At 63.4% G+C, this 16,171-nt stretch carries 13 protein-coding genes; 10 read left to right on the top strand and 3 right to left on the bottom strand.

The features are described 5' to 3' along the window. Nucleotides 1-242 precede the first annotated feature (242 nt). Entirely contained in the window at nucleotides 243-1,064 is an 822-nt protein-coding gene (locus LB528_RS16120; RefSeq protein WP_224515310.1) for a pyruvate, water dikinase regulatory protein, read from the bottom strand. Between the two features lie 401 nt (nucleotides 1,065-1,465). Here LB528_RS16120 and hemE point away from each other — a divergent pair, with 401 nt between their 5' ends. The 3 genes from hemE (at nucleotide 1,466) to rho (ending at nucleotide 4,538) form a co-directional block, all read left to right on the top strand. After that, entirely contained in the window at nucleotides 1,466-2,494 is a 1,029-nt protein-coding gene (gene hemE / locus LB528_RS16115; RefSeq protein ID WP_224715497.1) for a uroporphyrinogen decarboxylase, read from the top strand. Continuing rightward, nucleotides 2,491-3,018, top strand: a complete 528-nt coding sequence (hemJ, locus tag LB528_RS16110) for a protoporphyrinogen oxidase HemJ (protein WP_224715496.1) — start codon at nucleotides 2,491-2,493, stop codon at nucleotides 3,016-3,018. Before hemE ends, hemJ begins: the two co-directional genes overlap by 4 nt. 254 nt (nucleotides 3,019-3,272) lie before the next feature. Continuing rightward, nucleotides 3,273-4,538, top strand: coding sequence for a transcription termination factor Rho (rho, locus tag LB528_RS16105; protein WP_127230347.1), 1,266 nt, complete (start codon nucleotides 3,273-3,275; stop codon nucleotides 4,536-4,538). A 48-nt stretch (nucleotides 4,539-4,586) separates the two neighbouring features. Here rho and LB528_RS16100 read toward each other — a convergent pair whose 3' ends face one another. After that, nucleotides 4,587-6,602: a thioredoxin domain-containing protein gene (locus tag LB528_RS16100; RefSeq protein WP_224715495.1), complete on the bottom strand. Its 2,016-nt coding sequence runs from the start codon at nucleotides 6,600-6,602 to the stop codon at nucleotides 4,587-4,589. Between the two features lie 121 nt (nucleotides 6,603-6,723). Here LB528_RS16100 and mnmE point away from each other — a divergent pair, with 121 nt between their 5' ends. The 7 genes from mnmE to LB528_RS16065 all read left to right on the top strand — a co-directional run bounded on the left by mnmE (nucleotide 6,724) and on the right by LB528_RS16065 (nucleotide 14,753). Beyond that, nucleotides 6,724-8,028: a tRNA uridine-5-carboxymethylaminomethyl(34) synthesis GTPase MnmE gene (gene mnmE, locus LB528_RS16095; protein ID WP_224715494.1), complete on the top strand. Its 1,305-nt coding sequence runs from the start codon at nucleotides 6,724-6,726 to the stop codon at nucleotides 8,026-8,028. A gap of 159 nt (nucleotides 8,029-8,187) precedes the next feature. Next, nucleotides 8,188-10,062, top strand: a complete 1,875-nt coding sequence (gene mnmG / locus LB528_RS16090; protein WP_224715493.1) for a tRNA uridine-5-carboxymethylaminomethyl(34) synthesis enzyme MnmG — start codon at nucleotides 8,188-8,190, stop codon at nucleotides 10,060-10,062. Continuing rightward, complete coding sequence (gene rsmG / locus LB528_RS16085) at nucleotides 10,059-10,700, top strand: 16S rRNA (guanine(527)-N(7))-methyltransferase RsmG (RefSeq protein WP_224515322.1); 642 nt, start codon at nucleotides 10,059-10,061, stop codon at nucleotides 10,698-10,700. The genes mnmG and rsmG overlap by 4 nt, the downstream gene beginning before the upstream one ends. 17 nt (nucleotides 10,701-10,717) lie before the next feature. Further along, the gene (locus LB528_RS16080) at nucleotides 10,718-11,515 is read left to right on the top strand and encodes a ParA family protein (protein WP_040999223.1); all 798 of its coding nucleotides are present in this window, start codon (nucleotides 10,718-10,720) and stop codon (nucleotides 11,513-11,515) included. A gap of 62 nt (nucleotides 11,516-11,577) precedes the next feature. Beyond that, on the top strand, nucleotides 11,578-12,471 hold the full coding sequence (locus tag LB528_RS16075) for a ParB/RepB/Spo0J family partition protein (RefSeq protein WP_224715492.1): 894 nt from the start codon (nucleotides 11,578-11,580) through the stop codon (nucleotides 12,469-12,471). An 835-nt stretch (nucleotides 12,472-13,306) separates the two neighbouring features. Continuing rightward, nucleotides 13,307-13,933, top strand: a complete 627-nt coding sequence (locus LB528_RS16070; protein ID WP_224715573.1) for a DUF1326 domain-containing protein — start codon at nucleotides 13,307-13,309, stop codon at nucleotides 13,931-13,933. A gap of 34 nt (nucleotides 13,934-13,967) precedes the next feature. Then, complete coding sequence (locus LB528_RS16065) at nucleotides 13,968-14,753, top strand: DUF2182 domain-containing protein (RefSeq protein ID WP_224715491.1); 786 nt, start codon at nucleotides 13,968-13,970, stop codon at nucleotides 14,751-14,753. A 134-nt stretch (nucleotides 14,754-14,887) separates the two neighbouring features. On the opposite strand, the gene holA is transcribed toward LB528_RS16065, so the two are convergent. Continuing rightward, complete coding sequence (gene holA, locus LB528_RS16060; RefSeq protein ID WP_224715490.1) at nucleotides 14,888-15,934, bottom strand: DNA polymerase III subunit delta; 1,047 nt, start codon at nucleotides 15,932-15,934, stop codon at nucleotides 14,888-14,890. Nucleotides 15,935-16,171 lie beyond the last annotated feature (237 nt).

Below are 16,171 nucleotides of genomic sequence, written 5' to 3'. Positions count from 1 at the left end.
CATCCAACGATTGCGACCCGTCCGACACCCCTCATCCGTCTCGGCGCTGTCGCGCCGATCCACCTTCTCCCACAAGGGGAGAAGGAAAGTCCTGGGCCATCGCCGCTGCAAAACCGCTATCTAGTGGTAATTGCGGGATGCCGGTGCCGCGTTCTTCCTTCTCCCCTTGTGGGAGAAGGTGGCCGAGCGAAGCTCGGTCGGATGAGGGGTGTTGGACGGAGTGCTCACCTATGTCGCTTGCCCTAGCGCGTCTTGCCCCGCAGGGCAACAATCGCGGCCGCCGTTTCCTCTATGGAGCGGCGGCTGACATCGATCATCGGCCAGCCATGCCTCGTGCAGAGCTGGCGGGCATAGGCGAGCTCCTCGTTGATCGCGGCGCGGTCGACATAATCCGTTGGCACGAAGGCGGCGCTGTTGCCGAGAATGCGGTTCTGCCTCACATGCGAGATACGCTCGGCCGTGGCGACCAGGCCGACGACCAAAGGCGTCTTGGCGACGATCAGGCTTTCGGGCAGCGGCACGCCGAGCACGATCGGGATGTTGGCGGTCTTGATGCCGCGATTGGCGAGATAGATGCTGGTCGGCGTCTTCGAGGTGCGCGAGATGCCGATCAGCACGACATCGGCATCGTCCATATTGGCCGGGAGCTGGCCGTCATCATGCTCCATGGTGAAATTCAAGGCATCAATGCGGCGGAAATATTCGGCATCGAGCACATGCTGGGCGCCGACGCGGCGGCCGGCCGGCGTGCCGAGATAGGACTGGAAGACGGTGAGCACCGGTTCAAGCACCGAGACGCAAGGCAGGCCCATCGCCGCGCAGCGCTCGTCGATCGACCGGGCAAGCTTCTGGTCGACGACTGTGTAGAGGATGATGCCGGGCTCCTCCTCGATGTCATCAAAGACCTTGGCGACCTGCTTCTCGGTACGGATCAGCGGATAGATATGCTCGATGGCGCGCGCGTCCTTGTATTGCGCGGACGCCGCGCGGCCGGCCGCCAGCAGCGTCTCGCCGGTGGCGTCGGAGATCAGGTGCAGGTGGAAGAAGCTCTGAGGTTTGTTCACAGGGGATGGGTCCAGGCTGTGGGCAATTGTGGACAAGGCTGGATGGACAGGCCTCGGGTAAGGAAGCGACTGTATCAGATGGCCGCTTGTCCACAATTCGACCCGCTGTAGGCTTTGTCGCGGTGCTGGGGACAAAACCGGGGATCAACTTTTGTTGGCCGATTTCGTCCACAGCACGCAGTTCGGAACGGAAAGCTCAAGCTTTTGACTCCAAAGCCTGAATCCGCTTCGTCCCCAGATCCCTCCAAATTGCGAAAGCGAGTACGCGACAATATGCTGACTGGCCTTTTCGAGCCGCAGGCTGGACAGGTCGCAACCATCACAACCAACAGACTCTTAGAATCAGAAGACTCTTTTAAAATAGATATTTGATTTAAGAGGACCAGAGAGGGCAGCGCAGGATGGCTGGGAAACGGATCATGCTGGACGTCCTCAAGGGCGAGACGGTTTCACCGCCGCCGCTCTGGATGATGCGTCAGGCGGGCCGCTATCTTCCGGAGTATCGCGAGACCAGGAAGCGAGCAGGATCCTTCCTCGATCTCTGCTACGATCCGGACCTCGCGGTCGAAGTGACGCTGCAGCCGATCGAGCGCTTCGGCTTCGACGCTTCGATCCTGTTCTCCGACATTCTCGTCGTGCCCAATGCCCTGGGACGCGAGGTTCGTTTCGAGGAAGGCCGCGGGCCGATCCTGAAGCCGATCTCGGCGGCCGAGATTGCGGCATTGAATGGCAATGTGTTTCACGTGAATCTCGAACCGGTCTATGAGACCGTGCGCCGGTTGCGGGCGAAACTGCCCAACGAGACGACGTTGATAGGCTTCTGCGGCGCGCCCTGGACGGTGGCGACCTATATGATCGCGGGCCACGGAACGCCCGACCAGGGCCCTGCCCGGCTTTTCGCCTATCGCGAGCCCGAGGCCTTCGCGAGGCTTTTGAAGATTCTGGCCGATCATTCGGCCGCTTATCTCATCCGCCAGATCGAAGCCGGCGCCGATGTGGTGCAGATTTTCGACTCGTGGTCAGGCGTGCTGGACGAACCGTCCTTCGAGGCCTTCTGCGTCGAACCGGTGGCCGAGATCGTCCGTCAGGTGAAGGCGGCCTACCCCGATGTGCCGGTGATCGGCTTTCCGAAGGGAGCCGGCGAACGCTATCGCAACTACAGGAAGAAGACCGGCATTGCCGGCCTTGGCCTCGACTGGACCGTGCCTTTGTCGATGGCGAAGGAATTGCAGCGCGACGGCGCGGTGCAAGGCAGTCTCGATCCGCTGCGCCTAGTTGCCGGTGGCAAGGCGCTGGCCGACGGCGTCGATGCCATTCTGAGGAGTTTGGGCGGCGGGCCGCTGATCTTCAATCTCGGCCACGGCATCACGCCGGAAACGCCGGTGGCGCATGTCGAGGCGATGGTCAAGATGGTGAGGGGCCAGCGATGAGCAACGAGAACAGCACCGGCCAGGCGATGAAGCGCATGGTGATCGGCAATGCCCTGCTCGTCGTGGCGACGGCGCTTCTCTATGCCGTGGCCGGCGACGGCTTCTATCTCTGGGCGAAGGCGATCCATGTGATCGCGGTCATCTCCTGGATGGCCGGCATGCTCTATCTGCCCAGGTTGTTCGTCTATCACATCGATGCCGAGAAAGGCTCGGTCCAGTCCGAGACCTTCAAGGTGATGGAACGCCGGCTGCTCAGGGCCATCATCAATCCGGCGATGATCGTGACCTGGGTGTTCGGGCTTTGGCTGGCCTGGAAAGGTTTTGCATTCCAGGGCGGCTGGCTGCACGCCAAAATCGCGCTGGTGCTCGTCCTTTCGGGCCTGCATGGCTATCTCGCCGGCGCGGTCAGGAAATTCGCCGAGGACAAGAACGAAAAACCGGCACGCCACTGGCGGATCGTCAACGAGATCCCCACATTGTTGATGATCGTCATCGTCATCCTGGTGATCGTGAAGCCGTTCTAGATCAGGAGCATGGTTTTTTCCGAAAGCCGGTTCCCACTTTTTAGCTCACGCTGACCCCGGTTCGGGGATCATGCTTTAGCTTCCCCCGGCCAGCCAGGATCCGCAAAAGGCGGCTTGCTCTTTCAGGCGACCGACGATAAAAGACGGGTCTTCCTTCCCGTCATGCGCCGCCCCTTTTACTCGCTTTCGGCCGCGCCCGGCATTTGTCGTATTCAGCCGATTTTTCTCCCCAAAGCCTACCCAGAGTCTATCTAATGCAAGAAATGAAACTCGCAGAGTTCAAGAACAAGAAGCCGCCAGAGCTGATCGCTTATGCCGAATCGCTCGAGGTGGAGAACGCCAGCGTCATGCGCAAGCAGGAGCTGATGTTCGCGATCCTGAAGAAGCTCGCCGCCCAGGACATCGAGATCATCGGCGACGGCGTCGTCGAGGTGCTGCAGGATGGTTTCGGCTTCCTGCGCTCGGCCAACGCCAACTACCTGCCGGGCCCCGACGACATCTATATCTCGCCGTCGCAGATCAGGCGCTTTTCGCTCAAGACCGGCGATACGGTCGAAGGACCGATCCGGAGTCCGAAAGAGGGCGAGCGCTATTTCGCGCTGCTCAAGGTCAACACCATCAATTTCGACGATCCCGAAAAGATCCGGCACAAGATCCATTTCGACAATCTGACGCCGCTCTATCCGACCAAGCGGCTGAAGATGGAGGTCGACAATCCGACCTCCAAGGACATCTCGCCACGCGTGATCGATCTGGTCGCGCCGATCGGCAAGGGCCAGCGCGCGCTGATCAACGCGCAGCCGCGCACCGGCAAAACGGTGTTGATGCAGAACATCGCCCATTCGATCACCGCCAACCATCCGGAATGCTATCTGATCGTGCTTCTGATCGACGAGCGTCCGGAGGAAGTGACCGACATGCAGCGTTCGGTGAAGGGCGAGGTGATCTCCTCGACCTTCGACGAGCCGGCGGCACGTCACGTGCAGGTCGCCGAAATGGTGATCGAGAAGGCCAAGCGCCTGGTCGAGCATGGCCGTGACGTGGTCATCCTTCTGGATTCGATCACTCGTCTCGGCCGCGCCTACAACACAGTGGTGCCGTCATCCGGCAAGGTGCTGACCGGCGGTGTCGACGCCAACGCGCTGCAGCGCCCGAAGCGCTTCTTCGGCGCCGCCCGCAATATCGAGGAAGGCGGGTCGCTGACCATCATCGCGACCGCGCTGATCGATACCGGCAGCCGCATGGACGAAGTCATCTTCGAAGAGTTCAAGGGCACCGGCAACTGCGAAATCCAGCTCGACCGCAAGGTGGCCGACAAGCGCATCTACCCGGCGATGGATATCCTCAAGTCCGGCACCCGCAAGGAAGACCTGCTTGTGCCGCGGGCGGACCTGCAGAAGATCTTCGTGCTGCGCCGCATCCTCGCGCCGATGGGCACGACCGACGCGATCGAGTTCCTTATCGACAAGCTCAAGCAGACCAAGACCAACGCGGATTTCTTCGATTCGATGAATACGTGATTGGGCGGCCCTTCCCCCTTCTCCCACAAGGGGAGAAGGGGGAAGGCGCTATCGCCGCAGCAATTTCTCCAACTCCTCCGCATCCGTCACCACCGGCAGACACACCTGTCCGCTGCAGAACCAGGCGCCCGCCTTGTCCGTCGGCCGCAAAACGCCGCCCGGCAGCGACGGTCGATTCGCTTGCGTACCAATCGGCACAAAGATGTCGACCCGACGTGGGTCGGGGTTCCGATTCGCAACCGGAACGAGGCTTGAAGACTCCGGCTTGTCTATGATGACGAGCTTCAATGGTTCGAGCGCCAGCGCGCAGGCGTTGACGATGCCGGCCTGGCCATAGGCCTGCTGGGATGCGCGGCCCATGGCGTGTTCGGCGGTCGCCCAGGCCTTTTCCCAGAGATCGGGATCGCCGGTGAGCGAGGAAAGCCGCACCAGCGCCTCGACGATCTGGCTGGTGGCCGAGGGGATTGCTTCATCGACATCGCCGCGGATGCGGATCGGCACGTCGCCGCTGTCCGACGCCGTCAGCCAGTAGCCGGTCTGATCGCCATCCAGATGCCAGCGGTCGAGCTCGCCGACGAACTGCCTGGCGCGATCGGAATAGACCGGATCGCAGGTCGCCTCGAACAGCGCGATCGCCGCGTTGGTCATGGCGGCGTAGTCGCTGGACAGCGCCGGAAAGAGTTTTTTCGTGCCGAGCATGGAATGCGGCAGGCGGCCGTCCTGGCTGGCCTCGACAATATGGCCGAAGGCCTTGGCTGCCGCCTCGATCCAGTCAGGCCGCCCAAGGGAGCGACTCGCTTCGGCAAGCGCGGCGATCATCAGCCCGTTCCAGTCGGTGAGCGCCTTGCCGTCGCGCCCTGGCCTGACCCGCCCTTCGCGAACGCCCAACAGCTTTGCCTTTAGAGGCGCAAGTTGCGCGTAGTCGGCGACGCCTTGAGCTTGCTGCGCCTCGCTCTGGCGAATGATCGGCTTGCCTTCCCAGGCAGACGGGGCGGCGAGCTCGAAATACCGGAAGAAGGTCGACGCATCGTCGCCGAGCGCGGCTTCGACTTCGTCGCGGTTCCAGGTGTAGAAAAGCCCCTCCTCGCCGTCACTGTCGGCATCGAGACTTGCGGCGAAGGCGCCGCCGTCGACCCGCATTTCGCGCAGCAGCCAGTCGACGGTCTCTTCGATTCGTATTCGGAACAGGTCGTTGCGGCTCGCGGCATAGGCCCAGTTGCACAGGCGGATCAGCTGGGCGTTGTCGTAAAGCATCTTCTCAAAATGCGGCACCAGCCATTCGGCATCGGTCGAATAGCGGCTGAGGCCGCCGCCGATGTGATCGTAGATGCCGCCGGCGAGCATTTTATCGAGGCTGATGAGCACGGCATCACGATGGTTCGCTTGGCCGGCGCGCAGCCAGGACAGCCAGAGCGTGTGCATGAAGGGCGCATTGGGGAATTTCGGCGCGCTTTTCAAGCCGCCGAGATCGCGGTCGATCATGCCGTCGATGCGGCCGGCGAGATCGGCGAGCGTGTCGCGGGCGAGCTCCGCCTTGCCTTTGGCGCCAGCCAGTTGCTGCTCGACATGGGCGATCAACCCGTCGGCGCTTCCGGCGAGGCTCTGCTGCTTTTCGCGCCAGGCCTTGTCGACTGCTTCCAGCACCTGGATGAAGCCTGGCCTTCCGTAACGCGCCTCGCGCGGAAAATAGGTGCCGCCCCAGAAGGGCTTGCCGTCGGGCGTCAGGAACATCGTGAGCGGCCAGCCGCCCTGCTCGCCCATGGCCTGCAACGCCGCCATATAGATCTGGTCGATGTCGGGCCGCTCCTCGCGATCGACCTTGATATTCACGTAGAGCCGGTTCATGACGGCCGCCACGGCGTTGTTCTCGAAGCTTTCGTGGGCCATGACATGGCACCAGTGGCAGGCGGCGTAGCCGATGGAGAGCAGGATCGGCCGCCCGAGCTCCTTCGCTTCGGCAAGGGCGGCAGGCGACCAGCCGCGCCAATGGACAGGATTGTCGCTGTGCTGCCGCAGATAGGGGCTGGCTTCGTCGGCAAGCAGGTTTCGCGCGGGCAAGGTCACGATGGGGAGCTCCGCGTTCGGGTTTTGATGCGGCAAAGGCTAAAGTGCGAAGCGGTTTCGGCCGCATCATGCTCTACCTTTAATCTAGGCGGTTCGGCAGGTCCGGCAAATGATTTCGCCAATGGCTTCGAAGGATTCGATCGTAGCTCTATCCAGCGGCCGCTTGCCTGCCGGGATAGCCGTCATCCGTATTTCCGGCCCCAAGACTCGATTCGTGGTCGAAACGATCGCAGGGCCTGTTAAGAATCGGTTTACCAACTTGCGGACGCTCAGGGCGTCCGATGGCTCCACGATCGACCACGGCCTCGTTCTGTTCTTCCCAGGACCCGCCAGCTTCACAGGCGAGGACGTCGCCGAATTCCAGGTCCATGGCAGCCGCGCCGTCGCGGCCAAGATGCTGGAGACGATCACCGGCTTCGAGGGCGTCAGGCACGCCGAGCCGGGCGAATTCACCCGGCGCGCCTTTCTCAACGGCAGGCTGGATCTGGTGGAGACGGAGGCATTGGCCGATCTGGTCAATGCCGAGACGGAGGCGCAACGCCGCTTCGCCCTGCGCAATGCCGAAGGCGTGCAGAGCGAACTCTACTCGAACTGGCGCCGCCGGCTGATCCATGCGCGAGCCATGATCGAAGCGGAGATCGATTTCGCCGACGAGGAGGATGTGCCAGGCTCCGTTTCGGATGCGGTCTGGTCAGACGTGTCGGCAATGATTGGAGAAATCGAGCGTCACATCCAAGGGTTCAAGGCCGCGGAGATCATTCGCGACGGTTTCGAAGTGGTGATCCTTGGCTCCCCGAATGCCGGCAAGTCCAGCCTGTTCAACGCCCTAGCGCGGCGCGAGGCGGCGATCGTCACCGACGAGCCGGGCACGACCCGTGATCTGCTCGAGGTTGTCATGGACCTCAATGGGCTGAAGGTGCGGCTTGTCGATACGGCCGGGCTGCGGGAGGCTGCGGGCAAGGTCGAGTCGATCGGCATCGAAAGAGCGCGGGCCAAGGCTGACGTGGCGGATCTCGTCCTGCTGTTGGAGGACATGGCCGATCCGGCGCCCGTTGGGTTCCCAGGTGAGGCTCCGTTGCTGAGGATCGGAACGAAATCGGATATCGCCGAGACCGGCAGCGGCGACTACGACTTGGTGATTTCTTCCAAGGACGGCAGCGGTCTGGACCGCCTCCTGAACGAGATCGGAGCCCGCGCCGCCGCCGCGGTTGGCGAGGCGGGCGACGTCATGCCATCCAGGCTGCGTCATGTAGAGTTGCTCAAAGAGGCATTGCATTTCCTGCGGGCGGCGCTGTCGGGCCAAAGCCAGGAGCTGCGCGCCGAGGAACTGCGGCTGGCGGCCGAGCGCCTTGGGCGCATCATCGGTGCGGTCAATGTCGAAGATTTGCTCGACGTCATCTTTTCGCAGTTCTGCATCGGCAAGTGATTCACGTGAAACACTGGCGCGCCCCTGCCCGGCAGTGACTCACGTGAAACACTGATGCGATTTACCGGATCGATGTTTCACGTGAAACGCCTTCGTCCTTGACAGCAGGCGATAGCGGGGACATGTGTCAACCCAATCTCTGAAAGCGGATTGTTGAAAATGACCGATCACTATGATGTGGTGGTGGTGGGCGGCGGCCATGCCGGATGCGAGGCGGCGAGTGCTGCCGCGCGCGCCGGCGCCAGGACCGCGCTGGTGACGCTGCGCTTCGAGACAATCGGCGTCATGTCCTGCAATCCGGCGATCGGCGGTCTCGGCAAGGGACATCTCGTGCGTGAGATCGATGCCATGGACGGGCTGATGGGGCGCATCGCCGACGCCGCCGGCATTCAGTTCCGCCTGCTCAACCGCCGCAAGGGCCCCGCGGTCCGTGGTCCGCGCACCCAGGCCGACCGCAAGCTCTATAGGCTTGCCATGCAGGCCGCGATCAGCGAACAGGCCAATCTCGATGTGGTCGAGGGCGAAGTCCTTGACCTCGAGATCGAAGACGGTCGCGTCGCGGCGGTGCTGGTTTCGGGCGACCGGCGGCTGGCCTGCGGCGCGGTCGTGCTGACCACCGGCACCTTCCTGCGCGGGCTGATCCATATCGGCGAGAAGAAGATCGTCGCCGGCCGGATGAACGAGCAGGCGAGCCACGGGCTGTCGGCCACCATGGCGCGCGCGCGCTTCAAGCTCGGGCGCCTGAAGACCGGAACCCCCCCTCGCCTCGACGGCCGCACTATCGACTGGGCCTCGCTGGAAAGCCAGGCCGCGGACGAGGATCCGGTGCCGTTCTCACTGATGACGGACGCAATCGCCAATCCGCAGATCCATTGCGGCATTACCCGTACCATGCCGGGGACGCATGAGCTGATCCGCGCCAATCTCGGCCGCTCGGCGATGTATTCCGGTACGATCGAAGGCGTCGGGCCGCGCTACTGCCCGTCGATCGAGGACAAGATCGTCAAGTTCGGCGACCGCGAAGGCCATCAGATTTTCCTCGAGCCGGAAGGCCTCGACGACGACACCGTCTACCCGAATGGCATCTCGACCTCGCTGCCCGAAGATGTGCAACTCGAGATCCTGAAGACCATTCCCGGGCTGGAAAAGGCAACCATGCTGCAGCCGGGCTACGCGATCGAATATGACCATGTCGATCCGCGCGAGCTGAAGACGACGCTGGAGACGAAGCGGGTCGCCGGCCTTTTCCTGGCCGGGCAGATCAACGGCACGACCGGTTATGAAGAGGCCGGCGCGCAAGGGTTGCTTGCCGGCATCAACGCGGCGCGGACGGCATCTGGCGATGAGGCGGTCGTGCTCAGCCGCACCGAGGCCTATATCGGCGTGATGGTCGATGACCTGACCAGCCGCGGTATCGCCGAGCCCTATCGCATGTTCACCTCGCGCGCCGAGTTCAGGCTTTCCCTGCGGGCCGACAATGCCGACGAGCGGCTGACGCCGCTGGCGGAAAAGCTTGGCATCGCGTCGTCGGAACGGCTGCAGCGTTTCGGCGGGATGGCGCAGAAGCTCGACGAGGCGCGGGCCTTGGCCAAGTCGGTTACCTGGACGCCTAACGAGGCGGCGCGGCATGGGCTTGAGATCAACAAAGACGGCGTGCGTCGCTCGGCTTACGAGCTTCTGGCGCATCCGGGCGTCGGCATGGCCTGGCTCAGTCGCGTCGAGCCGCGCTTTGCAAATCTTGACGCCAAGACCGCCGAGCGGCTCGAAACCGAAGCGAAATATTCGGTTTACCTCGATCGCCAGCAGGCCGATGTCGCGCAGATCAGGCACGAGGAATCGCGGCTTATCCCGGAGGCGATCGACTTTTCTGAGGTGCCGGGCCTGTCGAACGAGCTGAAGCAGAAGATGAAGACGCGCCAGCCGCGTTCGATTGCCGATGCGCAGCGCATGGAAGGCATGACGCCGGCGGCGCTTGCCATCATTGTCGCACATGTCCGCAATGCCGAGCTAGCCGCGCGAAGGTCTGTGGCGTGAGTTCGGATGCCTGGGCGGACCTGCAGAAAGCAGCGGGACCGGTTTCACGTGAAACATTCGGGCGCCTGCAGGCCTTCGAGCAGCTGTTCCTGAAATGGAACCGCAGCATCAATCTGGCGGCGCCGTCGACGCTGGACGATGTCTGGCGCCGGCATATCCTGGACAGCGCCCAGCTCGCGCGAATCGCGCCCGCCGCGACACGCTGGGTCGACCTCGGCTCGGGCGGCGGGTTTCCCGGATTGGTGCTTGGCTTCCTTCTGGCCGAGCGTCCCGGCGCCTCGATCGATCTGGTCGAAAGCAACCGCAAGAAAGCGTCGTTCCTGCAGTCGGTCATTGGCCAGTTCAACCTTCCTGCACGCGTTCTGGCCAAGCGTATTGGCGACAGCTATGCGCTTGTTTCCGCGCCGGAAATCGTCACGGCGCGGGCGCTGGCCGCGCTTCCGGATCTGCTCAATCTGGCAGCGCCTTGGCTCACCAAAGGAGCGCGCGCGCTGTTCCACAAAGGCCGGGATTACCGGGCCGAAGTGGAAGAAAGCACTCACCGCTGGGCCTTCGATCTGGTAGAACATTCGAGTATGACCGACCCACTCGGTGTCATCCTCGAAATCACTGACTTGCGCCCGGCGAAACAGCAATGAATTACTGGCATAAGCCCATGAGCACAGCACCGCGTATCATCACCGTCGCCAACCAGAAAGGCGGCGTCGGCAAGACGACGACTGCCATCAATCTGGCCACGGCGCTGGCAGCGATCGGCGAGCGCGTGCTGATCGTCGATCTCGATCCGCAGGGCAATGCCAGCACGGGGCTCGGCATCGACCGCAAGGACCGCACGGTTTCTTCCTATGATGTGCTGACCGGCGAGCTCGAGCTGGAGGCGGCTGCCGTGCCGACGGCGGTGCCGGGCCTGTCCATCGTGCCCTCGACACTCGACCTGCTCGGCATCGAGATGGAGATCGCCTCGGCCCCTGACCGCGTGCTCAGGCTGCGCAATGCGCTGCGCGCTGCGGCCGAACGCTCGGCGCCGTTCGGCTATGTGCTCATCGACTGCCCGCCCTCGCTCAATCTCTTGACTTTGAATTCAATGGCGGCAGCCGATTCCGTTCTCGTGCCGCTGCAATGCGAATTCTTCGCGCTGGAAGGTCTCAGCCAGTTGCTGGAGACGGTCGAGCAGGTGCGCCATACGATCAATCCGGACCTCACCATCCAGGGCATCGTTCTCACCATGTATGACGGGCGCAACAACCTCGCCAACCAGGTGGTGCAGGATGTGCGCACCCATATGGGCGACAAGGTGTATGAGACGATCATTCCGCGCAATGTACGCGTCTCCGAAGCGCCGTCCTACGGCAAGCCGGCGATCCTCTATGACCTGAAATGCTCGGGCAGTCAGGCCTATCTGCAGCTCGCCTCCGAGGTGATCCGCCGCGAGCGCAAGCTGCGCGCGGCTTGAAGGCTCGCCCTGCGGTCTTGGTTAATCTGCCGATTCGATTCCGAAACGATCTGGACACTATAATGAGCGAAGACCAATCGAGAAAAAGACTGGGCCGTGGCCTCGCGGCGCTGATCGGAGAAATCGATCGTCCGGCGGCGCCGGAAAAGCCGAGCCCGGCGGTGGCGGCCGACGGCAAGGTGCCGATCGAATTCGTCAGTCCGAACCCGAAGAATCCGCGCCGGCATTTCGGCGAGGCCGAGCTTGCCGACCTCGCCCAGTCGATCCGCGAGCATGGCGTGGTGCAGCCGGTGGTGGCGCGCCCCTCGCCTTCGCAGCCCGGCCGCTACGAGATCATCGCCGGCGAGCGGCGCTGGCGGGCGGCGCAGCGCGCCGGCCTGACCGAGATCCCGATCATCGTGCGCGACGTCAATGACCGCACCGCGCTGGAGCTGGCGATCATCGAGAACGTGCAGCGCGCCGATCTCAACCCGGTCGAGGAGGCGCAAGGCTATCAGCAGCTCATCGACGAGCATGGCTACACCCAGGCCGATCTCGGCCAGGTGATTGGCAAGAGCCGCAGCCATGTCGCCAACACGCTGAGGCTGTTGAAGCTGCCCAATGTCATCCAGAGCATGCTGGTGGATGGCGACCTGTCGGCCGGCCATGCCCGCACGCTGGTCACCGCCGAGGACCCGGCCGGGCTTGCCAAGCGCATCGTCAAGGAGGGGCTTTCGGTGCGCCAGGCGGAAGCGCTGGCCCAGATGCCCGCCGGTCCGACGCCGGCCAAGGTGAAGTCCGCCGCGAGCGCGCCCGATAAAGACCCCGACACGCTGGCGCTGGAGAAGCTGATGACCGATACGCTCGGCATGATCGTCAGCATCGAGCACAAGGGCAAGAGCGGCACGCTCAAAGTGGATTACCGCTCGCTGGAGCAGCTCGACGAGCTCTGCCGGCGGCTGAAGGACGAGCGGTAGACAGCTGGAGCGTCACGATATTTGGCTGTCGCTGAGACTTTGGCTGAACGCTGGATACGGCTGATATATTGGTGATAGACAGGGCGGGCGGTGTGCCGGCGGCGGTGGCTGGCGAGCCGGGGACGGCTAATCTCCTCCCCTTGTGGGGAGATGCCCGGCAGGCCAAGGGGCGCGGAGGAACGCTACATCTCCCGGAGCGAGCCAAGGAACGAGCGGCGCAGACATTAAAGCGACTGGCGTGACTGATCAGGCCGAGGCTTGATTGCCATGTTCAATCCGTCGCTGCTTCGCAGCGCCACCTTTCCCCTCTCCAGAGGGAAAGGAAGGGAGCGTTGCTGGACGAGCGTTGACGGTGAAAAGGCTTGGCGACTTCCTCTACCCCGTCGATCGGGGGAGAGGTGGCTCGGCGAAGCCGACGGAGCGGGGGTTCGACCAGCGCTACATTAGCCAATGCATTCGCCAAGCTGCCATGCACGCTATCGCCAAAGACCAGCCGCTTGGAAATGTGTGCATGCCGTAAAAAAAGGGGAGATCAGCCGGCATCGCGGTTTTCGCCAATCACAGGCAGCGACCGACGCTACATTGCGGCCGCGGCTCTTTATCCGGCCGCGCTTGATCTGTTGCCTGGACGAGAAGGTGTTGGATTCAGCGCCGGCGCCCTCCGCTTGACAGCCTAGGGCAACGGCGTACCTTGTATTAGTCCAAACTAAATTATGCCCTGGCGTGCCGATCAGTCGCGATGAGGGCTATCTGCCGTTCCGCCAGTGTTCGCGGAAACGGCACCGCCCCGCCGAAGCGATGTGCCCGACGCGCCTGACGCAAACGGGAGGTGGAAATGGCGGTCAGTTGGCGATTGTCCGGAAATTATTTCGAGAACTGCAGCTGCGATGTCGTGTGTCCGTGCCTGCTGTCCACCAAGGCGCAGCTGACATCGAAGCCGACGAAAGGCGTTTGCGACGTCGCTCTGGTCTTTCATATCGACAAGGGCAATTACGGCGACGTCCAATTGGATGGGCTCAACGTCGCGATGGTTGCGCACACGCCGGGTCCCATGGCGGACGGCAATTGGACGGCCGCCGCCTATATCGACGAACGCGCGAATGACAGGCAAACAGAAGCGCTGGGCGCCATCTTCACCGGTGCGGCCGGTGGGCCGATGGCTGCTTTGGCGCCGATGATCAGCACCAACCTCGGAGCCAAGAAGGTGCCGATCACATACCAGGTGGACGGCAAGAAGCGGTCGGTGGAGATTGCCGGCGTGATGCAGCTCGCGGTCGAACCGCTGCCGACAATGCGTGAGGATGGCGAGATGTGGGTGGCCTCCGGCCATCCCGTCAATCCTGACTGGCTCGGTCTGGCAATGGGGATGGAAGGCAATACTTTCACCGATCATGGCATGAGTTGGGACAACTCCCGCCGGAACGGACACTACGCCCCGATCAACTGGTCCGGCCAGCAGTAGTTCTTGCTGCGCATAGTCGGGACGAGCATCGCCGATGCTGACGTTGCAGCGAAACATTGTCCTCGCGCTGCTGATCGCAGCCGCAGCGGCGGCGTGGGCCGTGCTTGTCCGGCAGCAGACCGGCATGGACGCGGGCATGCGCATGGATATGTACTCACCCACCATGGGCATGACGGCCGCGCTCTTTGTTGCCGTCTGGTTGATCATGATGATTGCCATGATGTTTCCGGCGGCCGCGCCAATGATCCTGACCTTTCACCAGGTCCAGAGCGGCAAACGGGGGCGCGGCCAGGCGTTTGTCTCGACCTGGGTGTTCGTGGCCGGGTACATGCTGGTTTGGGCGTCGACGGGCGTTCTCGCCTTTGCCGGCGCGGCGGGCGCGGAGATGCTTGCTGCGCATGCGGGATTGGCCGCAGCGACAGCCGCGCGCATCGGCGGCGCGTTGCTGATGGTGGCGGGCGCCTATCAACTCTCCCCGTTGAAAGATCTGTGCCTCGCCAAATGCCGCTCGCCGATCGGTTTCATCCTGACCTCATGGCGCGATGGGCGCTGGGGGGCGGTGCGCATGGGCCTGCAGCATGGGCTCTTTTGCCTGGGCTGTTGCTGGCTGTTGTTTCTCGCCCTGTTTCCGCTCGGGATCATGAACGTCGCTGCAATGGCTGTGGTCACGCTGCTGGTCTTTGCGGAGAAGACGCTCCCGTATGGAGAGCGGATAGCGAAGGTGTCGGGCGTCGCCCTGCTTCTTTACGGCGCGGCGGTGCTGGTCTTTCCGCAGGCGCTGCCAACCTTCCAGCCGGCGGACACGATGACGATGAACTGATCGGAGGCGACCCTCGGACGAAAGGATCGCCGCGCACGGATCGCCAGCGTTATCGCTCGTGCCGGAACGCGTTGACGCCTCACGCGAGGCCCCCTCTGTCGCCTGCGGCGACATCTCCCCCTCAAGGGGGGAGATCAGCCGCGTTGCCCCAGCCTCGCGCTTTCGATGGCGATGCCGAGCAGCGCCTGCCGGGCCAGCGCTTCCGACAGATCGGGTCGTTTGCGTGTCTGCAGAACAGCCGTCTGCAGTCGGCCCAGCGCGCGGCCGAGCGCCTCGCTGTTCCAGCGTTCCAGCGTCTTTTCCACCAGCTTGCGACGCGAGAAGAAGACGGGCGGCCGGGCGCCGGCGACGACCGAGGCGGCATTGCGGCCGCCGGTCTCCATCTGAGCGCGCATCAGCTGGATAGCCTGCAATTGCCGCATCGCCGAGGACAGCACCAGGAAGGGATGGCCGCCCGATTGGCAGTGGCGGTTGAAGGCGATGTCGAAGTCGCCGGCCTTGCCGTCCAGCATGGCGTCGACCGCGGCGTCGAAGGAAGCGCCGGAGACATCGCCGGACAGCGCGTTGACGTCGTCGACGTCGATTTCCTTGTGGCCGTGCGCATAGAGCACCAGCTTCTCGATCTCGCCGCGCGAGGCAAGCCGATCGCCGCCGAGATTGCGCCGCAGCGCCTGGCGCGCGTCCAGCGTCATCGACATGCCGGCCTTGCGCAGCTCGTCGTCGATCACCGTATCCAGGTCGCGGGCCTCATCAGCGTAGCAGGGCAAGGCGATCGCGTTGCCCGCGGCCTCGACGATGGCCCTGAGGCCCGTGCCTTTCTTCAGGTCGCCGGCCTCGATGAGGATGATGGCGTCGCGCGCGGGCTCGGCGGTCAGCGCCTTGATGTCGTCGGCCAGCGCCTTCTGGCCGCTGGCGTTGCGCACCCAAAGCAGCCGCCGGTCGGAAAACATCGGCACCGTGCGCGCTTCGTCGAGCAGGCGGCCTTCGTCGCGGTCGACTTCGGCGCCGTCCAGCCTGACGACGGAGAACGGGTCGTCGAGCGGCAGGCCGGTTTTCGCGGCGAAGGTTTTCGCCCGCTCGGCGACAAGGCCGCGGTCTGGACCGTAAAGCAGGACGATTCCCATGGCCGGATCCGGCCTCGCCAGCCACGAATCGACCTCGTATCCCTTCTTCTGTGCCATGCCAGGTGGGTTAGCACGGGGCGGAGGCCGAGTGAACGGAGAAGCGGCCGGCCTCTCTCGTCATTCTCGGGCTTGACCCGAGAATCCATGCCGTGACCTCTGTCGAGGGCGCAAGGGTGCAGAATATTCTGTAACTGCTGCAACGCCTTAACGTCACGGCATGGCAACTGTGTTCATGCGAATGCGGTTTTGTCGCGCATGATGGCGTTGAGGACGACGAGGAGCTTCCTTGCGACG

Origin of the sequence: Mesorhizobium sp. CA4, from assembly GCF_020165075.1 — a bacterium.
Taxonomy (GTDB): Bacteria; Pseudomonadota; Alphaproteobacteria; order Rhizobiales; family Rhizobiaceae; genus Mesorhizobium.
The sequence above is the reverse complement of the archived record's forward strand: the minus strand, read 5'-3'. Positions and strand labels throughout refer to the sequence as shown.